At 67.6% G+C, this 15572-nt stretch carries 10 protein-coding genes; 3 read left to right on the top strand and 7 right to left on the bottom strand.

The features are described from left to right. Positions 1-45 precede the first annotated feature (45 nt). Both BTH_RS06375 and fnr read left to right on the top strand, forming a co-directional pair. Entirely contained in the window at positions 46-456 is a 411-nt protein-coding gene (locus BTH_RS06375; protein ID WP_009896854.1) for a response regulator, read from the top strand. Between the two features lie 69 nt (positions 457-525). Further along, positions 526-1254, top strand: a complete 729-nt coding sequence (gene fnr, locus BTH_RS06370; protein ID WP_085952895.1) for a fumarate/nitrate reduction transcriptional regulator Fnr — start codon at positions 526-528, stop codon at positions 1252-1254. 338 nt (positions 1255-1592) lie between these two features. Here fnr and BTH_RS06365 read toward each other — a convergent pair whose 3' ends face one another. After that, complete coding sequence (locus BTH_RS06365; protein WP_009896848.1) at positions 1593-3311, bottom strand: CocE/NonD family hydrolase; 1719 nt, start codon at positions 3309-3311, stop codon at positions 1593-1595. A 773-nt stretch (positions 3312-4084) separates the two neighbouring features. On the opposite strand from BTH_RS06365, the gene BTH_RS06360 reads away from it, so the two are divergent. Then, positions 4085-4930, top strand: a complete 846-nt coding sequence (locus BTH_RS06360) for a TauD/TfdA dioxygenase family protein (RefSeq protein WP_011401204.1) — start codon at positions 4085-4087, stop codon at positions 4928-4930. A 262-nt stretch (positions 4931-5192) separates the two neighbouring features. Here the strand turns inward: BTH_RS06360 and BTH_RS06355 are convergent, their stop codons facing one another. Genes BTH_RS06355 through BTH_RS06330 form a run of 6 tightly spaced genes read right to left on the bottom strand, consistent with a single transcriptional unit; the run spans position 5193 to position 15572 of the window. Continuing rightward, complete coding sequence (locus BTH_RS06355; protein ID WP_009896844.1) at positions 5193-6419, bottom strand: MFS transporter; 1227 nt, start codon at positions 6417-6419, stop codon at positions 5193-5195. A gap of 60 nt (positions 6420-6479) precedes the next feature. Beyond that, on the bottom strand, positions 6480-7322 hold the full coding sequence (locus BTH_RS06350) for a thioesterase II family protein (protein ID WP_009896842.1): 843 nt from the start codon (positions 7320-7322) through the stop codon (positions 6480-6482). Then, entirely contained in the window at positions 7303-8148 is an 846-nt protein-coding gene (locus BTH_RS06345) for a GNAT family N-acetyltransferase (RefSeq protein WP_009896840.1), read from the bottom strand. The genes BTH_RS06350 and BTH_RS06345 overlap by 20 nt, the downstream gene beginning before the upstream one ends. 4 nt (positions 8149-8152) lie before the next feature. Then, the gene (locus BTH_RS06340) at positions 8153-9745 is read right to left on the bottom strand and encodes an MBL fold metallo-hydrolase (protein WP_009896838.1); all 1593 of its coding nucleotides are present in this window, start codon (positions 9743-9745) and stop codon (positions 8153-8155) included. Between the two features lie 12 nt (positions 9746-9757). Next, positions 9758-12157 carry a polyketide synthase gene (locus BTH_RS06335; RefSeq protein ID WP_009896837.1) on the bottom strand — a complete coding sequence of 800 codons (2400 nt, stop codon included), beginning with the start codon at positions 12155-12157 and terminating at the stop codon, positions 9758-9760. Further along, positions 12138-15572, bottom strand: coding sequence for a non-ribosomal peptide synthetase (locus BTH_RS06330; RefSeq protein WP_009896836.1), 3435 nt, complete (start codon positions 15570-15572; stop codon positions 12138-12140). The genes BTH_RS06335 and BTH_RS06330 overlap by 20 nt, the downstream gene beginning before the upstream one ends.

Genomic DNA, 15572 nt, shown 5'->3' with positions numbered 1-15572 from the left:
TGGCGCTGATTTCGCGTCGCGACCGCGCGGCCCATACTGCCTGCCATGGATGCACGCGAGCCGACCCCTCCTCTGAGAGTGTTTCTCGTCGACCACGCGGCCCCTGTCAGAGATCGCCTTACGTCGCTGCTCGAGACGATCGTCGGGGTCGCGGTGGTCGGCGAGGCCGAGGACGTCCCGGCCGCGCTGGCAGGCATTCTGGAAACGGGCGCCGACGTCGCCGTCATCGAATTGCGATTGACGGGCGGCAGCGGGCTCGAATTGATTTCGGCGCTGACGCGCGCCGCTCCGAGGGTGGTCAAGATCGTGCTGACCAACCTGTCCGGGGCGGCATTTCGCGCGGCATGCAGCGAAGCGGGGGCGGATTTCTTCTTCGACAAGACCGCCGACGTCGACGCCGCCTGCCGCACCGTGAGAACCCTGGCCAGCGCGCACCGACCAAGCGCGGCCGAATGACAGGAGCAGATCATGTTGCAAGCGCAAACGCACAACGCTATCACGCCCGCGCAGCGGCCGCGCGTGACGATGCCGCTGCGCGCGGTCGCCGCGCGCGACGACGCGGCGAAGCGTCAGGTCCCGCGCTGCTCGAGCTGCGCGATGCGCACGGTCTGCATGCCCGCCGATCTGAACGCACACGAATTCGCGAAGCTCGACGCGCTGATCTGCTCGACGCGCCAGGTCAAGCGCGGCGACACGCTGTTCCGCACGCATGACGCGTTCCAGAGCATCTACGCGGTGCGCACCGGCTCGTTCAAGACGGTCGTCATGCATCGCGACGGCCAGGAGCACGTGACGGGCTTCCAGATCGTCGGCGAAACGCTCGGCCTGGACGGCGTGTGCGCCGGCCATCACAACAGCGACGCGATCGCGCTCGAGGACAGCACGGTCTGCATCATCCCGTTCGTACAGCTCGAGGCGGTGTGCCGCGAAGTCAAGCCGATGCAGCACCACGTCCATCGGCTGATGAGCGGCGAGATCGTGCGCGAATCGAGCCAGATGATGCTGCTCGGCACGATGACGGCCGAGCAGCGCGTCGCCGCGTTCCTGCTCAACATCTCCGAGCGCTTCCAGAAGCGCGGCTACTCGGCGGCCGAATTCAACCTGCGGATGACGCGCGAGGAAATCGGCTGCTACCTCGGCATGAAGCTCGAGACGGTCAGCCGGATGCTGTCGAAGTTCCAGCGCGACAAGCTGATCGCGCCGCGCGGCAAGCAGATTCGCATCATCGATCCGGCGGGCCTCGCGCGCGTGTGACGCCGGCCGCACGGATCGCGGACAGAACAATCGCTACGGGGAAAGAAGAAAGGCAGGCGGGACGAACGCGACGGGGACAGTCCTCGCCAGGACAGGCAGGGGCAGGCCAGCCGCGCAGCGACGGGGCCGACTCATACGGGGAGCAGACCGGCTGGCACGAGGAAAGCGGGATCGAAGACCGGCGAACGAATACCCTACCTCGAAAGAGGCGCTTCAGGACGGCGTAGCGATACGACCGTCCATTTTTTTGTCGACGCCCGGCCGACCGCGCCGGGCGTTGTATTCCATGCGCGCGGCCGGACGGCGACGTGCGTCGTGCGTCCGATGCGCGCGCCGCGTCACGAGCGCACCGGCAACACGAGCGTCGATTGCCGGTTCGGGTCGAACTGGAATGTCACGCCGAACCGTTCGCCCGGATTGACGGGCGGCTGGTAGAGACTGTCGCGCGTATCGAGCACGACACCGATGTGATGGCCCGCGGGCACGTCGTACGCGATCGCCGAGAACTCGATCGGGAAATCGATCGTCGTGCCCGGGTTCGCCCAGTGCACGGTTCGTGCGCCGTGGGTGATCAGCTTGCCGAAGCCGAGCGCATCGACGTCGTACAGATACGCGACCACCTGCGCGCGCGCCTGCGACGGCGTCGCACGCAGGTTCAGCTGCGCCGCGCCGCGCAGATGCAGCGGCTGCGCGAGCGCCGCGCCCTCGTAGCGCACGCCCGTCGCGAGATTGACGGTGGCGAGCTGATTGACGACGGGCGCGCCGAGGCTCTCGCCGAACGTCGACAGCACCGGAATCGGGCCGCTCGTCGCGGTCGTGTCCGAGAAATTCTGGATCAGGTCGGCGCCCGCGGTGCGGTTCGGCGCGCCCTGCAGCGTACCCGAAACGCCCTTCGTGCACAGGCACGACAGATCCCAGCGCAACGCGCCGCGCGGCCCGATGTACAGCGTCTGTGCGTGCACGTTGCTCGCGGGCCACGTGTCGAACGACTCGCGCGTATTCGTGAACTTGATCTGCATCGATACCTGGGGCTCGGTGTCCACGCCGTTGCGCACGCCCTTCAGCCAGCGGTCGAACCAGCGATGCGCCTGATCGTACGGATAGTTCGGCGCACCGAGGAGCGCGCCCGGAATCTCGGCCTGCGCATGGATGCCCGGATTCAGCAGCAGCTTCTTCGGCACCGTCAGCTTCGAGAACAGCTTCATCGACGAATTCGGCGTGAACATGTCGTCTTCGAAGTTCTTGCTGATGAAGATCGGTGCGCCGCGGCGGTTCAGCGTGTCGAGATACGTCGACGGCGAGCGCGCCTGCGCCCACGCGGTGATCTCCTCGACCTTCGCCTGCGTCGTGTTCGGATCGAGCAGCGCCTTCACGTACTGGTCGACGATCGGATCGAGCCGCCCGGTCACCTTGCCGGACAGGAACAGCACCGAGCTCCACGTCGCGTTCGGCGACTCGGCCCCGTACAGCTGATCGACGAGATCGCCCCAGCCGGAGAGCGCGGCCGCCGTCTTCAGCCGCTTGTCCTGCGCGAGCGCGAGCAGCGACAGCCCCGCGCCGTACGAGATGCCGCTCACCGCGAGCTTGTCCGGATCGGCGGGCGTGTTCGCGGACACCCAGTCGACCGCCGACGACACGTCCTTCACGTCCTGCGGGCTCGCCACCTCGACCTGGCCGCCGGACAGATAGAAGCCGCGCGCGGTGTACGCGAGCACGATGTAGCCGTCCTGCGCGAGCTTGCGCTGCTGGCCGAGGTATTCGAAGAAATCGGATGCGGCCCAGCTCGAGATCATCACGATCGCCGGAAACTTCTGGTCTGGGCTCGTGATTTTCGGCAGGAACACGTTCGCCGTGAGCCGCGTGCCGTCCGTCGCAATGACGGTCTGGTTGTTGACCCAGCAGGTGCCGTCCTTCGGCGAGCTCACGCCGGGAAACTGGAACGGCGTCGTGTAGACGGCCGCTTCGGCGGGCGTTGCGGGCCGGCAGGATACGCCCGCGTGAGCGAACGATGCGGCAAGCGCGACGCTCGCGCCCGCGATCAAACGCGCAAATTTCATGTAGCTCCTCCAGTTGTTCTCGGATCTTGTTCGGTGGAAAGTTCGGCCGGCGGCCCGCTTTCGACGGGTTTACGCACGGCGCTGGCTGATTGAGCCATCCGTCGTGCGCGGGGTCAAGGCGGACAAAGGTCGAGAGTCGGCCGGCCGACGCGACGGCTGCGGCACTCGCCGTTTGAGTCGCATCGCAAAATCGTTGCGGAGAAAGCCGGAAATGTCGTCCGATCGGATAACGATCGTTTAAAACCCGCCGGCGGCGCGTGTGTGAAGTAAACGCTCGAAACGGAATGCGCGCGCGTCGCGCGAGACGTGCGGCGCGAATCGCGGGCGAACGTATGGGCGTGTGATGCGCCCGCGGCGTGCAAGCGTGTGCGCCGCGCCACGTCCAGCGGATCGTGCGTGTTCGACGTGCCGCAACAAGCCGTGAGCCGCGCCCTTCGGCCGTCTTCGGCCACGGTCCGGAACCGAATGAGCCGGTCGAAGTCGCGCGTCGCGGTTGCGCGCGTGAATCTGCAACGGCGAACTCGGCCCCGGCGGAAAATCGATTTCACGCCATTCGAGCCATTCATTCGCCTTTGCGATTCTCGATATCGTCCTGATCCGCGATAGCGACCTGTGAAAATTGATAGCTAGACAGCACGTATTCCGAACGATATTTTTTTCATTCCTTTAATTTAATCAGGAATCCAATTTCCGATCGAATATCGAAATCGAATTCGCATCCGGATTCCGCTCGAAGCGCATCACGATCCAACATCGTCACCACAGGATTTCGCATGATTTCACGCAAATTGTCCCCTGCGCTCGGCGCAGAGATTCGAGGCATCGATTTTTCGCAACCGCTGTCGTCGCAGACGCGCGACGACATCATCGGTTTGTTGTCCGAACATCAATTGCTCGTGTTTCCCGGCCAGCGCCTGTCGTGCGAGCAGCAAGTCGCCGCGTGCCGGGATTTCGGCGAGCTCGAACCGCACCCGATGACGACCAACACGTCTTCGTTCCCGGAAATGACGATCGTGTCGAACGTGACGACGGACGGCAAGCCGGTAGGCTACCCGACGCCGCCGTTCGAGCTCTGGCATTCGGATCTGTGCTATCTCGAACATCCGGCGAAAATGACGTTCTTCTACGCCGAATCGGTGCCCGATGCGCATGGCGACACCTGGTTCGCGAACATGTTCGCCGCGTACGAGACGCTTCCCGACGAACTGAAGTCGGCGATCGACGGCAGGAACGCGATCTTCAGTCTCGACAGCAGCCTCGTGAAGCGATGCAGGAAGATCGGCTTCGATCTCAACATCGCGGAAGACGATTTCAAGCCGACCGTCTCGCATCCCGCGGTGCGCACCCATCCGCATACGCGCCGACGCTCGATCTTCGTCAACTGGGCGCACACGGACCGGATCGAAGGCTATTCACACGAGGAAAGCGACGAGATCCTCGATCGCATCTTCGCGCATTGCCGCAACGAGGATTTCATCTACCGCCATCGCTACACGAACGAAGACCTCGTGATCTGGGACAACGCATCGCTGATCCACACCAACTCGCCGAATCCGCCCGTCGGCAATCGCATCATGCGGCGCGTGATGGTGTCCGGCCCGAAGCCGTTCTATCAGTAAGCCGGCAAGCGCCAAACGGGCACGCCGGCAATCGGTCGATTTCGCGAAGCCGTCGATCATTCGCCGATTGCCGGGCGATTCGCCGGGCGGCCCATCTCACCAGCCTCTTGCTCACCAGCCTCTTGCTCACCAGCCTCTTCCACCAACTTCTTCTCTCGCCTTCCGTCGCGGCTTTCCCGAGCGGGCTCATTCCACCGCCTTGCCCGCTTCCCCGGACGATCGCCCCGCGACACGCGCGGGGCGAATCGAATCCGGCCGAACGCTAGTCTGAATTCAGCGGCACCCCCGCCGTCTGCTCGTCGGCTTGCGCGCCCCCCGGCAGCGTGCCGCAGAGCGCCGCGCCGATCAGCGCGGCGACGCCGATCAGGATGCCGAGCGCGTACGACGATTGCCACTTCATCGCGGCGGCGAACGTCGCGACGCCGGCCGCGATCATGAATTGCTGGAAACCGCAGATCGCGGACGCTTCGTTGGACGTCGAGCGGAACAGGTACAGCGCCGCGGAGAAGCACGGCGCGATCAGCATGCCGGTTCCCAGCTCGACGATCGAGAACGCGGCGACGATCGGCACGACGGCATTTGGCGTCGTCGAAAAATAGGCGACGCCGAAGCCGCCGAGCGCGCAGCAGACGCAGGCGAGCCCCGCCAGTCCCGGAGGGCCGATCAGTTTGCTGATCCGCGGCGCGAGCAGCGAGCCCGCGATCTCGGTCAGCCCGCACAGGAAGAACGCGGCGGAAAACTGGTTCTGCGTAAGCCCGTTCTGAACCAGCAGGATGCCGGGCAGGAACGAGAAGAAGCAGAAATTGATCGTCGTGCCGATCGAGCAAAGCAGCGCATAGCGCCAGAATTGCGAAGACGTCACGATCCCGAGATAGATCTTGCGGGCCGGCTTCGACGCATCGTGCGCGCGCGCATCGAAGCGGGCCGCCGGTTGCGCGAAGAACGCGAGAACCGCGACGATCGCGACGCACAGCAGCAGCATGAAGACGGCCCGCCACGAGCCGGCGAGCTGAAGCACCTGGGAGCCCGCCACCGGCGCGATCAGCGGCGCGACCGTCGACGCGACGGTGAGCATCGTCATCCCGCGCATGCTTTCGTGGCTGTCCTTCGCGTTATCGGCGATCACCGCGTACGACAGCGCGACGCACACCGCCGCCGCGATGCCCTGAACCGCGCGGCAGACGATGAAGAGCGCGATCGACGACGTGACCGCGCAGCCGGCCGTCGCGCAAACGAAGCCGACGAGCGCGATCCGGATCGCGCGCCCTCGCCCGGCGCGGCGCGCGAACTCGCCGACGAGGAACTGCGATACGCCGAGCGACACGACGAACGCGCTGAGCGTCATCTGGAGCTCGCTGCCCGTCGCGCGCATGCTCGCCTGCAGGCTGCCGAGCGCGGGCAGATACATGTCCATCGAGAGCTGGCCGAGCATCACGACCGGAATCAGGATCAACACGAGGGATGGATGGCGCTTCGAAGTCTCGCTCATGAACGTGGTCGACAGGAAATGACGATTCGAGAAAAGGAATGGAAAGAAAGGCGGCGCCGCTCAGCCGACGAGCGTGCTTTCGGCGTCCAGCGCGAGGCCGAGCATCGCGGCCGCGTGGTCCGCGATGAAGAAGTGATCGCCGTCGAAATCGTGACGCCGGCACTCGCCCGTCGTGAGCGCGGCCCACGCGTTCAGCCCGTGCTCCGACACGCTCGGATCGTCGCGGCCGGAGCACACGGCGATCGGACAGCGCAGCGGCGGACGATCCGCGTCGAACGAATACGATTCGTACAGCCGGAAATCGCATCGCAGGACGGCCATGAAGTAGCGCAGCGATTCGGGGCTGCGCGCGATTTCAGGCGGCATTCCGTTGAGCGCGTGCACTTCCGCGCTGAACGCGTCGTCGTCGAGATGGGCGATCCGCTTTTCCTCGGCGATCACGCTCGGCGCGGACAGCCCCGACACGACGAGCCGCACGAACGGATCGCCGCCCGCCTGGCCGGCCGCGCGGCTCACGCGCGTCGCGATCTCGAACGCGATCAGCGCGCCGAAGCTATGCCCGAACAGGATGCGCGGCGGATCGGGCAGCGCGAGGTATTCGGCCGCGATCTCGTCGAGCAGCGCGACGAGATCCGTCGGCGACGGCTCGTGCGCGCGCGCCCCGCGTCCGGGCAACTGGACGCCCGACAAACCGACGCCCGCCGGCAGATGCCGCTTCCACGCGAAGAAGCGCTCGATGCTCGCGCCGGCCCATGGAATGCACAGCACGTGCGCGCCGCCGGGCGACGGCGCAACCAGCGTGCGGATCGCGGCCTTCGCGGCCGGAGCGGGAAACGCCGCCGCCGGGGCGGCCGGATCGGCGGCGGGCGGAAACTGATCGAGTCTAACGGGGATGCTGGTCATGGCTTCTCTCCAGAACCGCGGCGCGGTTCGAATACACGCGAAACTCGCACACCGGCCGAAAGCCGAGACGCCGATAGACGTTCAGACCTTCCGGCGACGCCTGCAGCGCCGCGCGGTCCGCGCCGAGCCGGTCTCTCGCATGCGCGAGCACGAAGTGGGTGATGGCGCGCGCATAGCCGCGCCTTCGCGCGTGCGCCGCCGTGCTGATGTCGAACACGTGCGCGGTGCCGGCATCGAGATAGAGCGCGGCCGTGCTGACCGCGCGGCCGTCGATCTCGCCGATGAACAGCTTCAGCGGCTCGGCGGTGTCGATCTCCAGCGCGGCGACGTGCAGATAGAACGCGTCGACGAACGGATCGGGCGGATCGAACAGCGCGCAGATCAGCGCGCCGAAGCGCGCGACGTCGCCCGCCTCGCTGATCTGGCGCACCCGGAATCCGCGCGGAGGCTCGACGCACGGCAGCGCGTCCAGCTCGGCGAGCATCCCGACGCTCGTTTCGTCGTCGACGAATCCCGCGTCGCCGAGCGCTCGCGAGAACGCGGCGTCCGGCCCGCTGCGGCAAGTCCACCATGCGGCCGGCAGGCCGGCTTCGTCGAAGTCGCGCGCGATCGGCGCGACCGCGTTCGCCTGCGCCCCGTCGGCCGCCCGGCTGATGACCAGATTGAACGTGTCGGTCGCGAGCCCGCTGTTGACGACCGCATGATCGCCGAGTGCATGCACGCGCATCGCGCCGCCGATGCGGCGCGGAAAATACGCGTTCTTCCCGATCATGCCGTCGAGCAACGTCTCGACCGGACTCGCCGATTCTCGATGAGCGCGATCCATCCGGTCACCGCGCGCGCAACGGAATGTCGACGCAGCCGTTGAGCAGGCACGCGTCGACGTTCGCCTGCCTGCACGCGTCGATCATCTTTCTCGCCTCGCGCATCGCGAACGAGCTCTCGTCGTATTCGAGGCTGCTGATGAACGTGAGCCACGGCTCCTGTGCCATCGCATAGATGAACACGCGATCCGCGCCGACGATCTCGGCCAGCCGGAAGCCGGCGCTGGAGCCGGAGCCGTTGAGACGCCGGCTGTCGTCCATCGATCGCGCGAGCTTCGTGTTCAGCATCGGCCCGTACAGCCACGACACCGGCGCGCCCTCGCACTCCATGCCGATGAACAGCAGGTCGACCTTGCCGTAGCGGCGGCGGATGTGTTCGTACAGCCTGTCGTCGAGATTGTTGCTGTCCGCGACCATCAGCACGCGCCGATCGCCCGCCTCGACGAGAAACCCGAGCTTGCTGCGGATGTCGAGATCGCCGTGCTCGCCGAGGAACGGCACCGCGTGCAGCTTGCCGCCGCCGAGCTTGAGCGTGTCGAACTCGCTCATCATGATGACGTTCTCGAATCCGAGCGCGTGCGCCGCGTGCTTGAGCGACGGGTCCATCAGTTGCCCGTGCGTGTTCTGCGGCACGACGATCGTCTTCACGCGATCGCGGATCTGCAGCAGCGTCTCGAGCACGAAGTGATCGTGATGCGAATGGGTGATCACGACGTAGTCGATCACGTCGGGCAAATCGTCGAACGTGAAGCGCGGCGACTGGCCGGGAAACGGGTAGCTGATCAGCGGATCGAACAGCAGGTTTTCCGTGCCGGTCTGCACGAGCACGCACGCGTGGCCGAAGTAGCGCACGCGCGGCTCGTGCGCTTCGGCCGGGCGGTGCTCCGGCGCGGCGTCCGAGAAGAGCGCGGCGACGGCGTCGGCGCGCGTGCCCTTCGAGCGGCGATCGAGAATCGCCTCGAATTGCGCGGGCGTGAGGCCGTTGCGGCGCGACGCCGTCAGCGCGACCGCGAGCGGGTCCGCGAACGGAATGTCGAGCAGCACGTCGCCGCTCGTGTCGAGCCGCGGCGTGCTGAGGCAGAACGGCCGGCTGTCGTCCCACAGCGGCGCCAGCGCGAACGACTGCAGCGCGCTCGTGTCGTATGCGTCGTAGTACAGCCCTTCCATGAGCCGCGCATATGCGTGGTTGCCCGCCTGATACGCGAGCTCGACCATCCCGCGCAAGCGAGGCGGCACCTGTTCGTAGAACGGAACGAGGCTATGGCCGTCGGCCGCGCCGAGCGCCGCGCGCAGCGCGTCGAGATCGTCGGCGAGCCCGAACAGATGGGCGCCGTCTCGCCGCGTCGCCTCGATCAGCGCCTCCATCGCCGGCACGTCGTCCGCGCCGAGTCCCTGCACGAACGGTCCGCCGCGAATCTTCCGGCTCCCGGCCGCCTTCTCGTGCAGCGCCGCGTGCTTGACGAACGACGTCATGATGTCCAGGTGATGCCGCATCAGATAAGCCGCCGTCGGCGGATACACGAGCCACGGATTGGCGTGCCAGCGATTGACCAGCGGCTCGATCTTGACGTTCTTCTTGAGGAAATATTGGCTCGTCACTGCAATCTCGCTTTAAAGGTTGTCAAATCTCTCGACTTCGGGTGCCGGCGCGCTCGCTTGCGCTGCCGCCGCGGCGGGGCCGCCCAGCCCGATGCGCGCGCCGACGAGGCGCGCCTGGCCGCCCACGCTCGGCTCGCTGTAGCAGTCGACGACGTGCACGGGCAGCGCGCGCTCCGACGTCAGTTGCGCGACGAACTGCGCGACCGTGAGCGAATCCGCGCCTTGCTCGAAAACGTTGTCGGTGCTGCGAAGCGTCGGCAATCCCAGCAAGCCGCGCCAGTGCGACAGCAGCGCCGCTTCGAGCGCGACGAGGCTCGTCGGCTGCTCGGCGGGCGGCATCCGGCGCCGCGCATCCGGCGCGGCGTCGCCGGCGGACTGGCTGTCGCGGCCGTCGCCATGCCGGCTGCACGGGGCGTCGATCCAGTGTCGCTGCCGGTCGAACCGGTAAGTCGGAATCCGGATTCGTCTGCGCGCCGCCGAGCCGGTGTCGCGGCCGAAATCGACCGCCACGCCCGCGCGCCACAGCGCCGCCTGCAGATGGCGGCCGGTGGCGTCCGGCGTCGCGGCGTCGATCGCCTCGGACCACGCGTCCGGCGTGACGACGTGAAGCCGGCCGTCGGCAATGCCAAGCCGGACCGCCGCGCCCGCGTCGATCGCGACGCCCAGCTCGGCGAGCCGCGCGGCGATCGCTTCAACCGGGCGTTCCGCGCGCTCGGGCGACGCGATGCCGAGCCGCGCCGCGATCGAAGGCGCGTCGGCAGCCGCGACGCTCACGCCCTCCACCGTCTTCGCAGTGAATCGCGCGCGCGCCGCGCGCAGTTGCTCGACCGCGTCCGCGCGACCGTCGGCGCAGACGGCCAGCCGATGCTCGAAGCCGCGGCGGCCGACGCGCGTCGAGTAAGCGAAATCCGCGAGCGCCGCGTCGTCGAGCGCCGCGATCGCGTCCGCGTAGGCGTTCCTCAGCGCATCGAGCGAGGCGGCGCTCTTCGCCGACACGACGATCAGATGCGGGCCGCTTTCGGCGCTTTCCACGCTTGCCGCACTTCCCGCCGCCGGTGCCCGCTCGCCCGCCGGCGCGTCCGCGACGACCACGTGCGCGTTGGTGCCGCCGATGCCGAACGAACTGAGCGCGGCGTATCGCGGCGCGTCGCGTCTGGGCCACGCGACGGGCTCGGTGTTGATCGTGAACTGCGAATCGTCGAGCGAGATGCGCGGATTCAATGTTCGAAAGTGCGAGGTCGGCGGAATCGTGCCGTTTCGCAGCGCAACGCACAGCTTGATCAACCCGGCGAGGCCCGCCGCCGTATCCAGATGCCCGATCTGGGTTTTCAGCGCGCCGAGATAACGCGGCCGGCGCGCGCCCGCGCGCGCGAACACCTGATTGATCGCCCTCGCCTCGATCGGATCGCCGAGCGGTGTGCCCGTGCCGTGCGCTTCGACGAAATCGACGTCGTCGAGCGCGACGCCGCTTCGGCGATAGACGGCATCGATCACGTCCGCCTGCCACTTCGGGCTCGGCGCGGTGAACCCGACCTTGTCGCGCCCGTCGTTGTTGAGCGCCGTGCCCTTGATCACCGCCCACACCGGATCGCGGTCCGCGAGCGCCTCGGCGAGCGGCTTGAGCACGACCGCGCACGCGCCGTTGCCGCGCACGGTGCCCGACGCGTCGCTGTCGAACGCGCGGCAAAAGCCGTCGCGCGAGCCGATCATGTTCTCCGAGAACACGTAGCCCGCCTGCTGCGGCAGCGCGATCGACACGCCGCCGACGACGGCCATTTCGCAATCGCGCCGCAGCAGCGACAGGCACGCATAGTGCAGCGCGACGAGCGAGCTGGAGCACCCGGTCTGCACGTTGACGGCGGGCCCGTGCACGTTCAGGAAGTACGCGATGCGGGTTGCGAGAAAATCCTTGTCGTTGAGCATCAGCAGTTGCAACTGCCCGTGCCGCTCGCTGATCGCCGGGTCGGGCAGCAGATGCTTGATCAGGTAGTGGCTCAGCCCCGACGTCGTGAACACGCCGACGTTGCGCCCCGCGCAATCGGCCGCGCCCGCGTCCTCGAGCGCCTCCCATACAAGCTCCATCAGCACGCGATGCTGCGGATCGAGCAGCGTCGCCTCCGCCGCCGACAGGTTGAAGAAGCCCGCGTCGCACGCTTCGATGCCGTCGAGCACGCCCCGCCGCGGAACGTAGCGCGCCCGCTCGGCATCGCCGAGCGGCGCGAGCTCGGCCGCGAGCTCGTGCGGCTCGAACGTCGTGAGCCCGTCGCCGCCCGACATCAGCAGCGACCACAGCGCGTCGACGTCGCGCGCGCCCGGCACGCGCGCGCTCACGCCGACGATCGCGATGTCCATCGGGCGGCCCTCCGGCGCGCCGGAAGGGCGCGCGCCCACGTCACTGTGCGAGTGCGTCATGTTCGATCAATTCCCCGAGGAAATCGGTCAGCGTCGCGACGGTCACGTGCTCGAACAGATCGACGATGTCGATTTCCTTCTCGAAGCCGTTGTCCTTCAGGAAGCTCGACAGCTTTTCGTAGACCGTCATGATCTTGAGCGAGCTGCCGCCGACGTCGAAGAAGTTCTCGTCGTCGCCGAACGTCCGGTTGCCGACCTCGCTCGCCCAGATGTCGCGAACCACCGCGCGCAGATCGAGGTCGGCGGCCGCCTTCGGCTTCGCATCGGCGGCCTCGCCGCCCGGCTCGCCGGGCTCGAGCGGATTCGGCAGCGCAATCGCGGCGAGCCGCTCGCGCGTCGCGCCCGTCAGCGCCGCGAGCGCCCGGTCGAGATTCGCGCAGACCCTCGCAATGACGTCGCCGTCGTAGAGATCCGTGTTGTATTCGACGAGCACGCGATAGTCCCCGTCCTCCTTGCGCAACGAGAAGAGCAAGTCGTACTTCGCGACATGCCGGTCGAGCAGCGCCCGGCGGGCCGTCAGCGCGCCCATCGTCAGCACCTCCGCCTGCTCGGGCTCGAGGTTGACCATCACCCGGAACGCCGCGCGGCGCAGCGTGTTGTTGATCCGCAATGCGTCGAACACGTCCTCGGTCGCCACGTCGCGATGCGAATGCGCGTCCGCGAGCGTCGCCGACACCGCCTGCGCGAGCTGATCGACATCCCAGCCGGAATCGATTCGCATGCGCAGCGGCAGCGTATTGACGAAGAAGCCGACGAGCTCGTTGTCCTGGAAGTGATCGCGATTCGAGAAGAACGTGCCGATCGTCACGTCGTCGCTGCCGGACGCGCGGTGCACGATGCACGCGACGGCGGCCGCGAACAGCGCGAACGGCGTGAGCCCGCGGCGCGCGGCGCCCGCTTCGAGGTTCCGGCTCACGTCCTGCGCGACGCTATGGAAATGGAGCCGCCCGGCGAACCGCGACGCGGGCTTCGCCTGCGCGTCGACCAGATACGGCGTCGCGCCGCGGTAATCGGCCAGCTTGTGCCGCCAGTAATCGAGATTCGCGCCGAGCCGCGCGTTCGCATCGCGCGCCGCCGCCGCGTAGTCGGCGAACTGCCGGGCGGGCGCGGCGCCGATCGCCGTCGGGTCCCCGCCCGCGTTGTAGAGCCGCTGCAATTCGGAGAACACGATGTTCAGCGCCCGATCGTCGACCGCGATGTGGTGGAACACGAACACCAGTTGTCCGGCGCGCTCGCCGAACGCGATATCGGTCACGCGCAGCATCGGATCGCGCCGCAGATCGAACGGGCGCATCACCTCCCGCGCGACCAGCTCGCCCGCCTTCGCCCGTTGCGCGTCGGGCGTCTGCGATCCGAGATCGACCGACTCGATGCGAAACGACGCGCGCGCGTTGCACTTGATCCGCAGGCTGCCGTCCTCCCACACGTAGTTGCTGCGCAGGATCGCATGGCGCTCGAGCAGTTGCGCCACGCATCGCTCGAGCAGCGCGCGGTCGAGCGTGCCCGCGTAATCGAACACGAGCGGCGCGTTCGACACCGCCCGGCCGCCGGGGCTGTTTTCGAGCAGCCAGATCCCGCGCTGCGCGGGCGTCGCGAATACGATCCGGTCCGCGGCGCCTGCGCTGCCGGGGGTCGACTGCGTCGCCGCCGGCGGTTGGCCGGCAGCCGCAGGCGCCGTCTTCGCGGCCTTTTGGGATCGTTCGCGAATGATCGCCGCGAGCGCGTCGATCGTCCGATGGCGGAACACGTCGGCGATGCTGAGCGTCACCGAGAACTGCTTTTGAAGCATGAATGTCAGTTGCGCGCTCAGCAGCGAATTCCCGCCGATCCGGAAGAAATCGGCGTCGGGCGCCACGTCCGTTCGCGACATCAGCTTCGCCACGATCTCCGCGACGCGCGGTTGAATGTCGTCGGCGCTCGGCGCAGCGCCGAACAGCGCGCCGGCGATCTGCTCGAGCTTCGTGCGATCGGTCTTGCCGTTGCCGTTCAGCGGAATCGCGTCGATCAGCTCGACGCGCGACGGCACCATGTACGCCGGGATCAGCGTTTGCAGCCGGTCCAGCACGTCGTTCGCGCTCGGGGCTGACGGCTGCGCGACGACGAGCGCGACCAACTGATCGTTGTTCGCCGCATCGACGACCTTCACCACCGCCGCATCCGCAATGCCTTCGATGCTGCGCAGCGCGACCTCGATCTCGCCCGGCTCGATCCGCACGCCGCGCACCTTCACCTGGCGGTCCGCGCGCCCGAGATAGCGCAGCAGGCCGTCGCCGTCGAAGCTGCCGAGGTCGCCCGTGCGGTAGATGCGCTGCCCGGCGAGCGGGCCGTGCCCGATCGTCGGAAATTTTTCGGCCGTCAGCTTCGCGTCGTTCAGATAGCCGAGCGCGACGCCTTCGCCGCTCAGGCAGATCTCGCCGACCTCGCCGGGCGCGACGGGCGTCAGATCGTCCGCCAGGATGTGCGCGTGCTTGCCCGGCAGCGAGCGGCCGATGCTGACCGTGCGGCTCGCGGCGCGGCGCGGCACCGCGTGGCCCGTCGAATACGTGGTGTCCTCGGACGGGCCGTACAGGTTGAACACCTGCTCGACCTGCGGCGCCGTTTCGTAGATATCGTCGACGAGATCCTGATACAGCGCCTCGCCCGCCAGATTCACGACGCGCGCCGCCGCCGGGAACTTGCGGTGACGCACCAGCTCCCGCGCCGCCGACGGCACCGTGTTGATCAGGCTCACGTCGCACGGCGCGCCGTCGTCGAGCAGTTGCAGCACGTTCTCGACGATCACGACCTTGCTGCCCGTGCAAAGCGTGCAGATCAGCTCGAACACCGACAGGTCGAACGTGATCTGCGTCGACGCGAGCACCGAGCGCCGCTGCTCGGCGCTGAAGGCCGCGCGATACCAGTCGATCAGATTGCCGAGATTGCGCTCGCCGATCAGCACGCCCTTGGGCGTGCCCGTCGAGCCGGACGTGAACACGACGTAGACGGGCGCGTTCTGCGGGCGCACGGCGGCGGGCAGCCAGTCGGCCTTCTCGAAGCCTTCGGCGGGCAGCACGATCTTGCCGCACGACGCGGGCAATTGCGACGCGAGCGCATCGGTCGTGACGACGTGCTCGATGCCGTGCGTCTCGATGATCTCGCGCAGGCGCTCGGGCGGATATTTCTCGGTGAGCGGCACGTACACGGCGCCGCTGCCGAGCGACGCCAGAAGCGCGGCCGGCAGCCGCACGTCGCGCGGCAGGAAGATGCCGAGCAGCGCGCCGGGCGTCACGCCCGCCGCGGCGAGACGCGCGCCGATCGACGCGACCATGTCATGCAACTGCGCGTACGTGAGACGGCGCTCGCCGCTCTCCAACGCGACCGCTTGCGGACTGCTGCGGCACACTTGCTCGAACCGTGCGAAAACAGAGTGGGTCAT

This window comes from Burkholderia thailandensis E264, assembly GCF_000012365.1.
GTDB classification, from domain to species: Bacteria; Pseudomonadota; Gammaproteobacteria; order Burkholderiales; family Burkholderiaceae; genus Burkholderia; species Burkholderia thailandensis.
Note: the sequence above shows the minus strand (reverse complement) of the source record. Positions and strands in the feature narration are given on the sequence as shown.

Excerpts from the sequence above, each read along its gene's own strand:
- BTH_RS06350 (WP_009896842.1), bottom strand. The coding sequence starts at position 7,322 with ATGACCAGCATCCCCGTTAGACTCGATCAGTTTCCGCCCGCCGCCGAT.
- BTH_RS06335 (WP_009896837.1), bottom strand. The coding sequence starts at position 12,157 with ATGACGCACTCGCACAGTGACGTGGGCGCGCGCCCTTCCGGCGCGCCG.
- BTH_RS06360 (WP_011401204.1), top strand. The coding sequence starts at position 4,085 with ATGATTTCACGCAAATTGTCCCCTGCGCTCGGCGCAGAGATTCGAGGC.
- BTH_RS06375 (WP_009896854.1), top strand. The coding sequence starts at position 46 with ATGGATGCACGCGAGCCGACCCCTCCTCTGAGAGTGTTTCTCGTCGAC.
- BTH_RS06330 (WP_009896836.1), bottom strand. The coding sequence starts at position 15,572 with ATGACCCACTCTGTTTTCGCACGGTTCGAGCAAGTGTGCCGCAGCAGT.
- fnr (WP_085952895.1), top strand. The coding sequence starts at position 526 with ATGCCGCTGCGCGCGGTCGCCGCGCGCGACGACGCGGCGAAGCGTCAG.
- BTH_RS06355 (WP_009896844.1), bottom strand. The coding sequence starts at position 6,419 with ATGAGCGAGACTTCGAAGCGCCATCCATCCCTCGTGTTGATCCTGATT.
- BTH_RS06345 (WP_009896840.1), bottom strand. The coding sequence starts at position 8,148 with ATGGATCGCGCTCATCGAGAATCGGCGAGTCCGGTCGAGACGTTGCTC.
- BTH_RS06365 (WP_009896848.1), bottom strand. The coding sequence starts at position 3,311 with ATGAAATTTGCGCGTTTGATCGCGGGCGCGAGCGTCGCGCTTGCCGCA.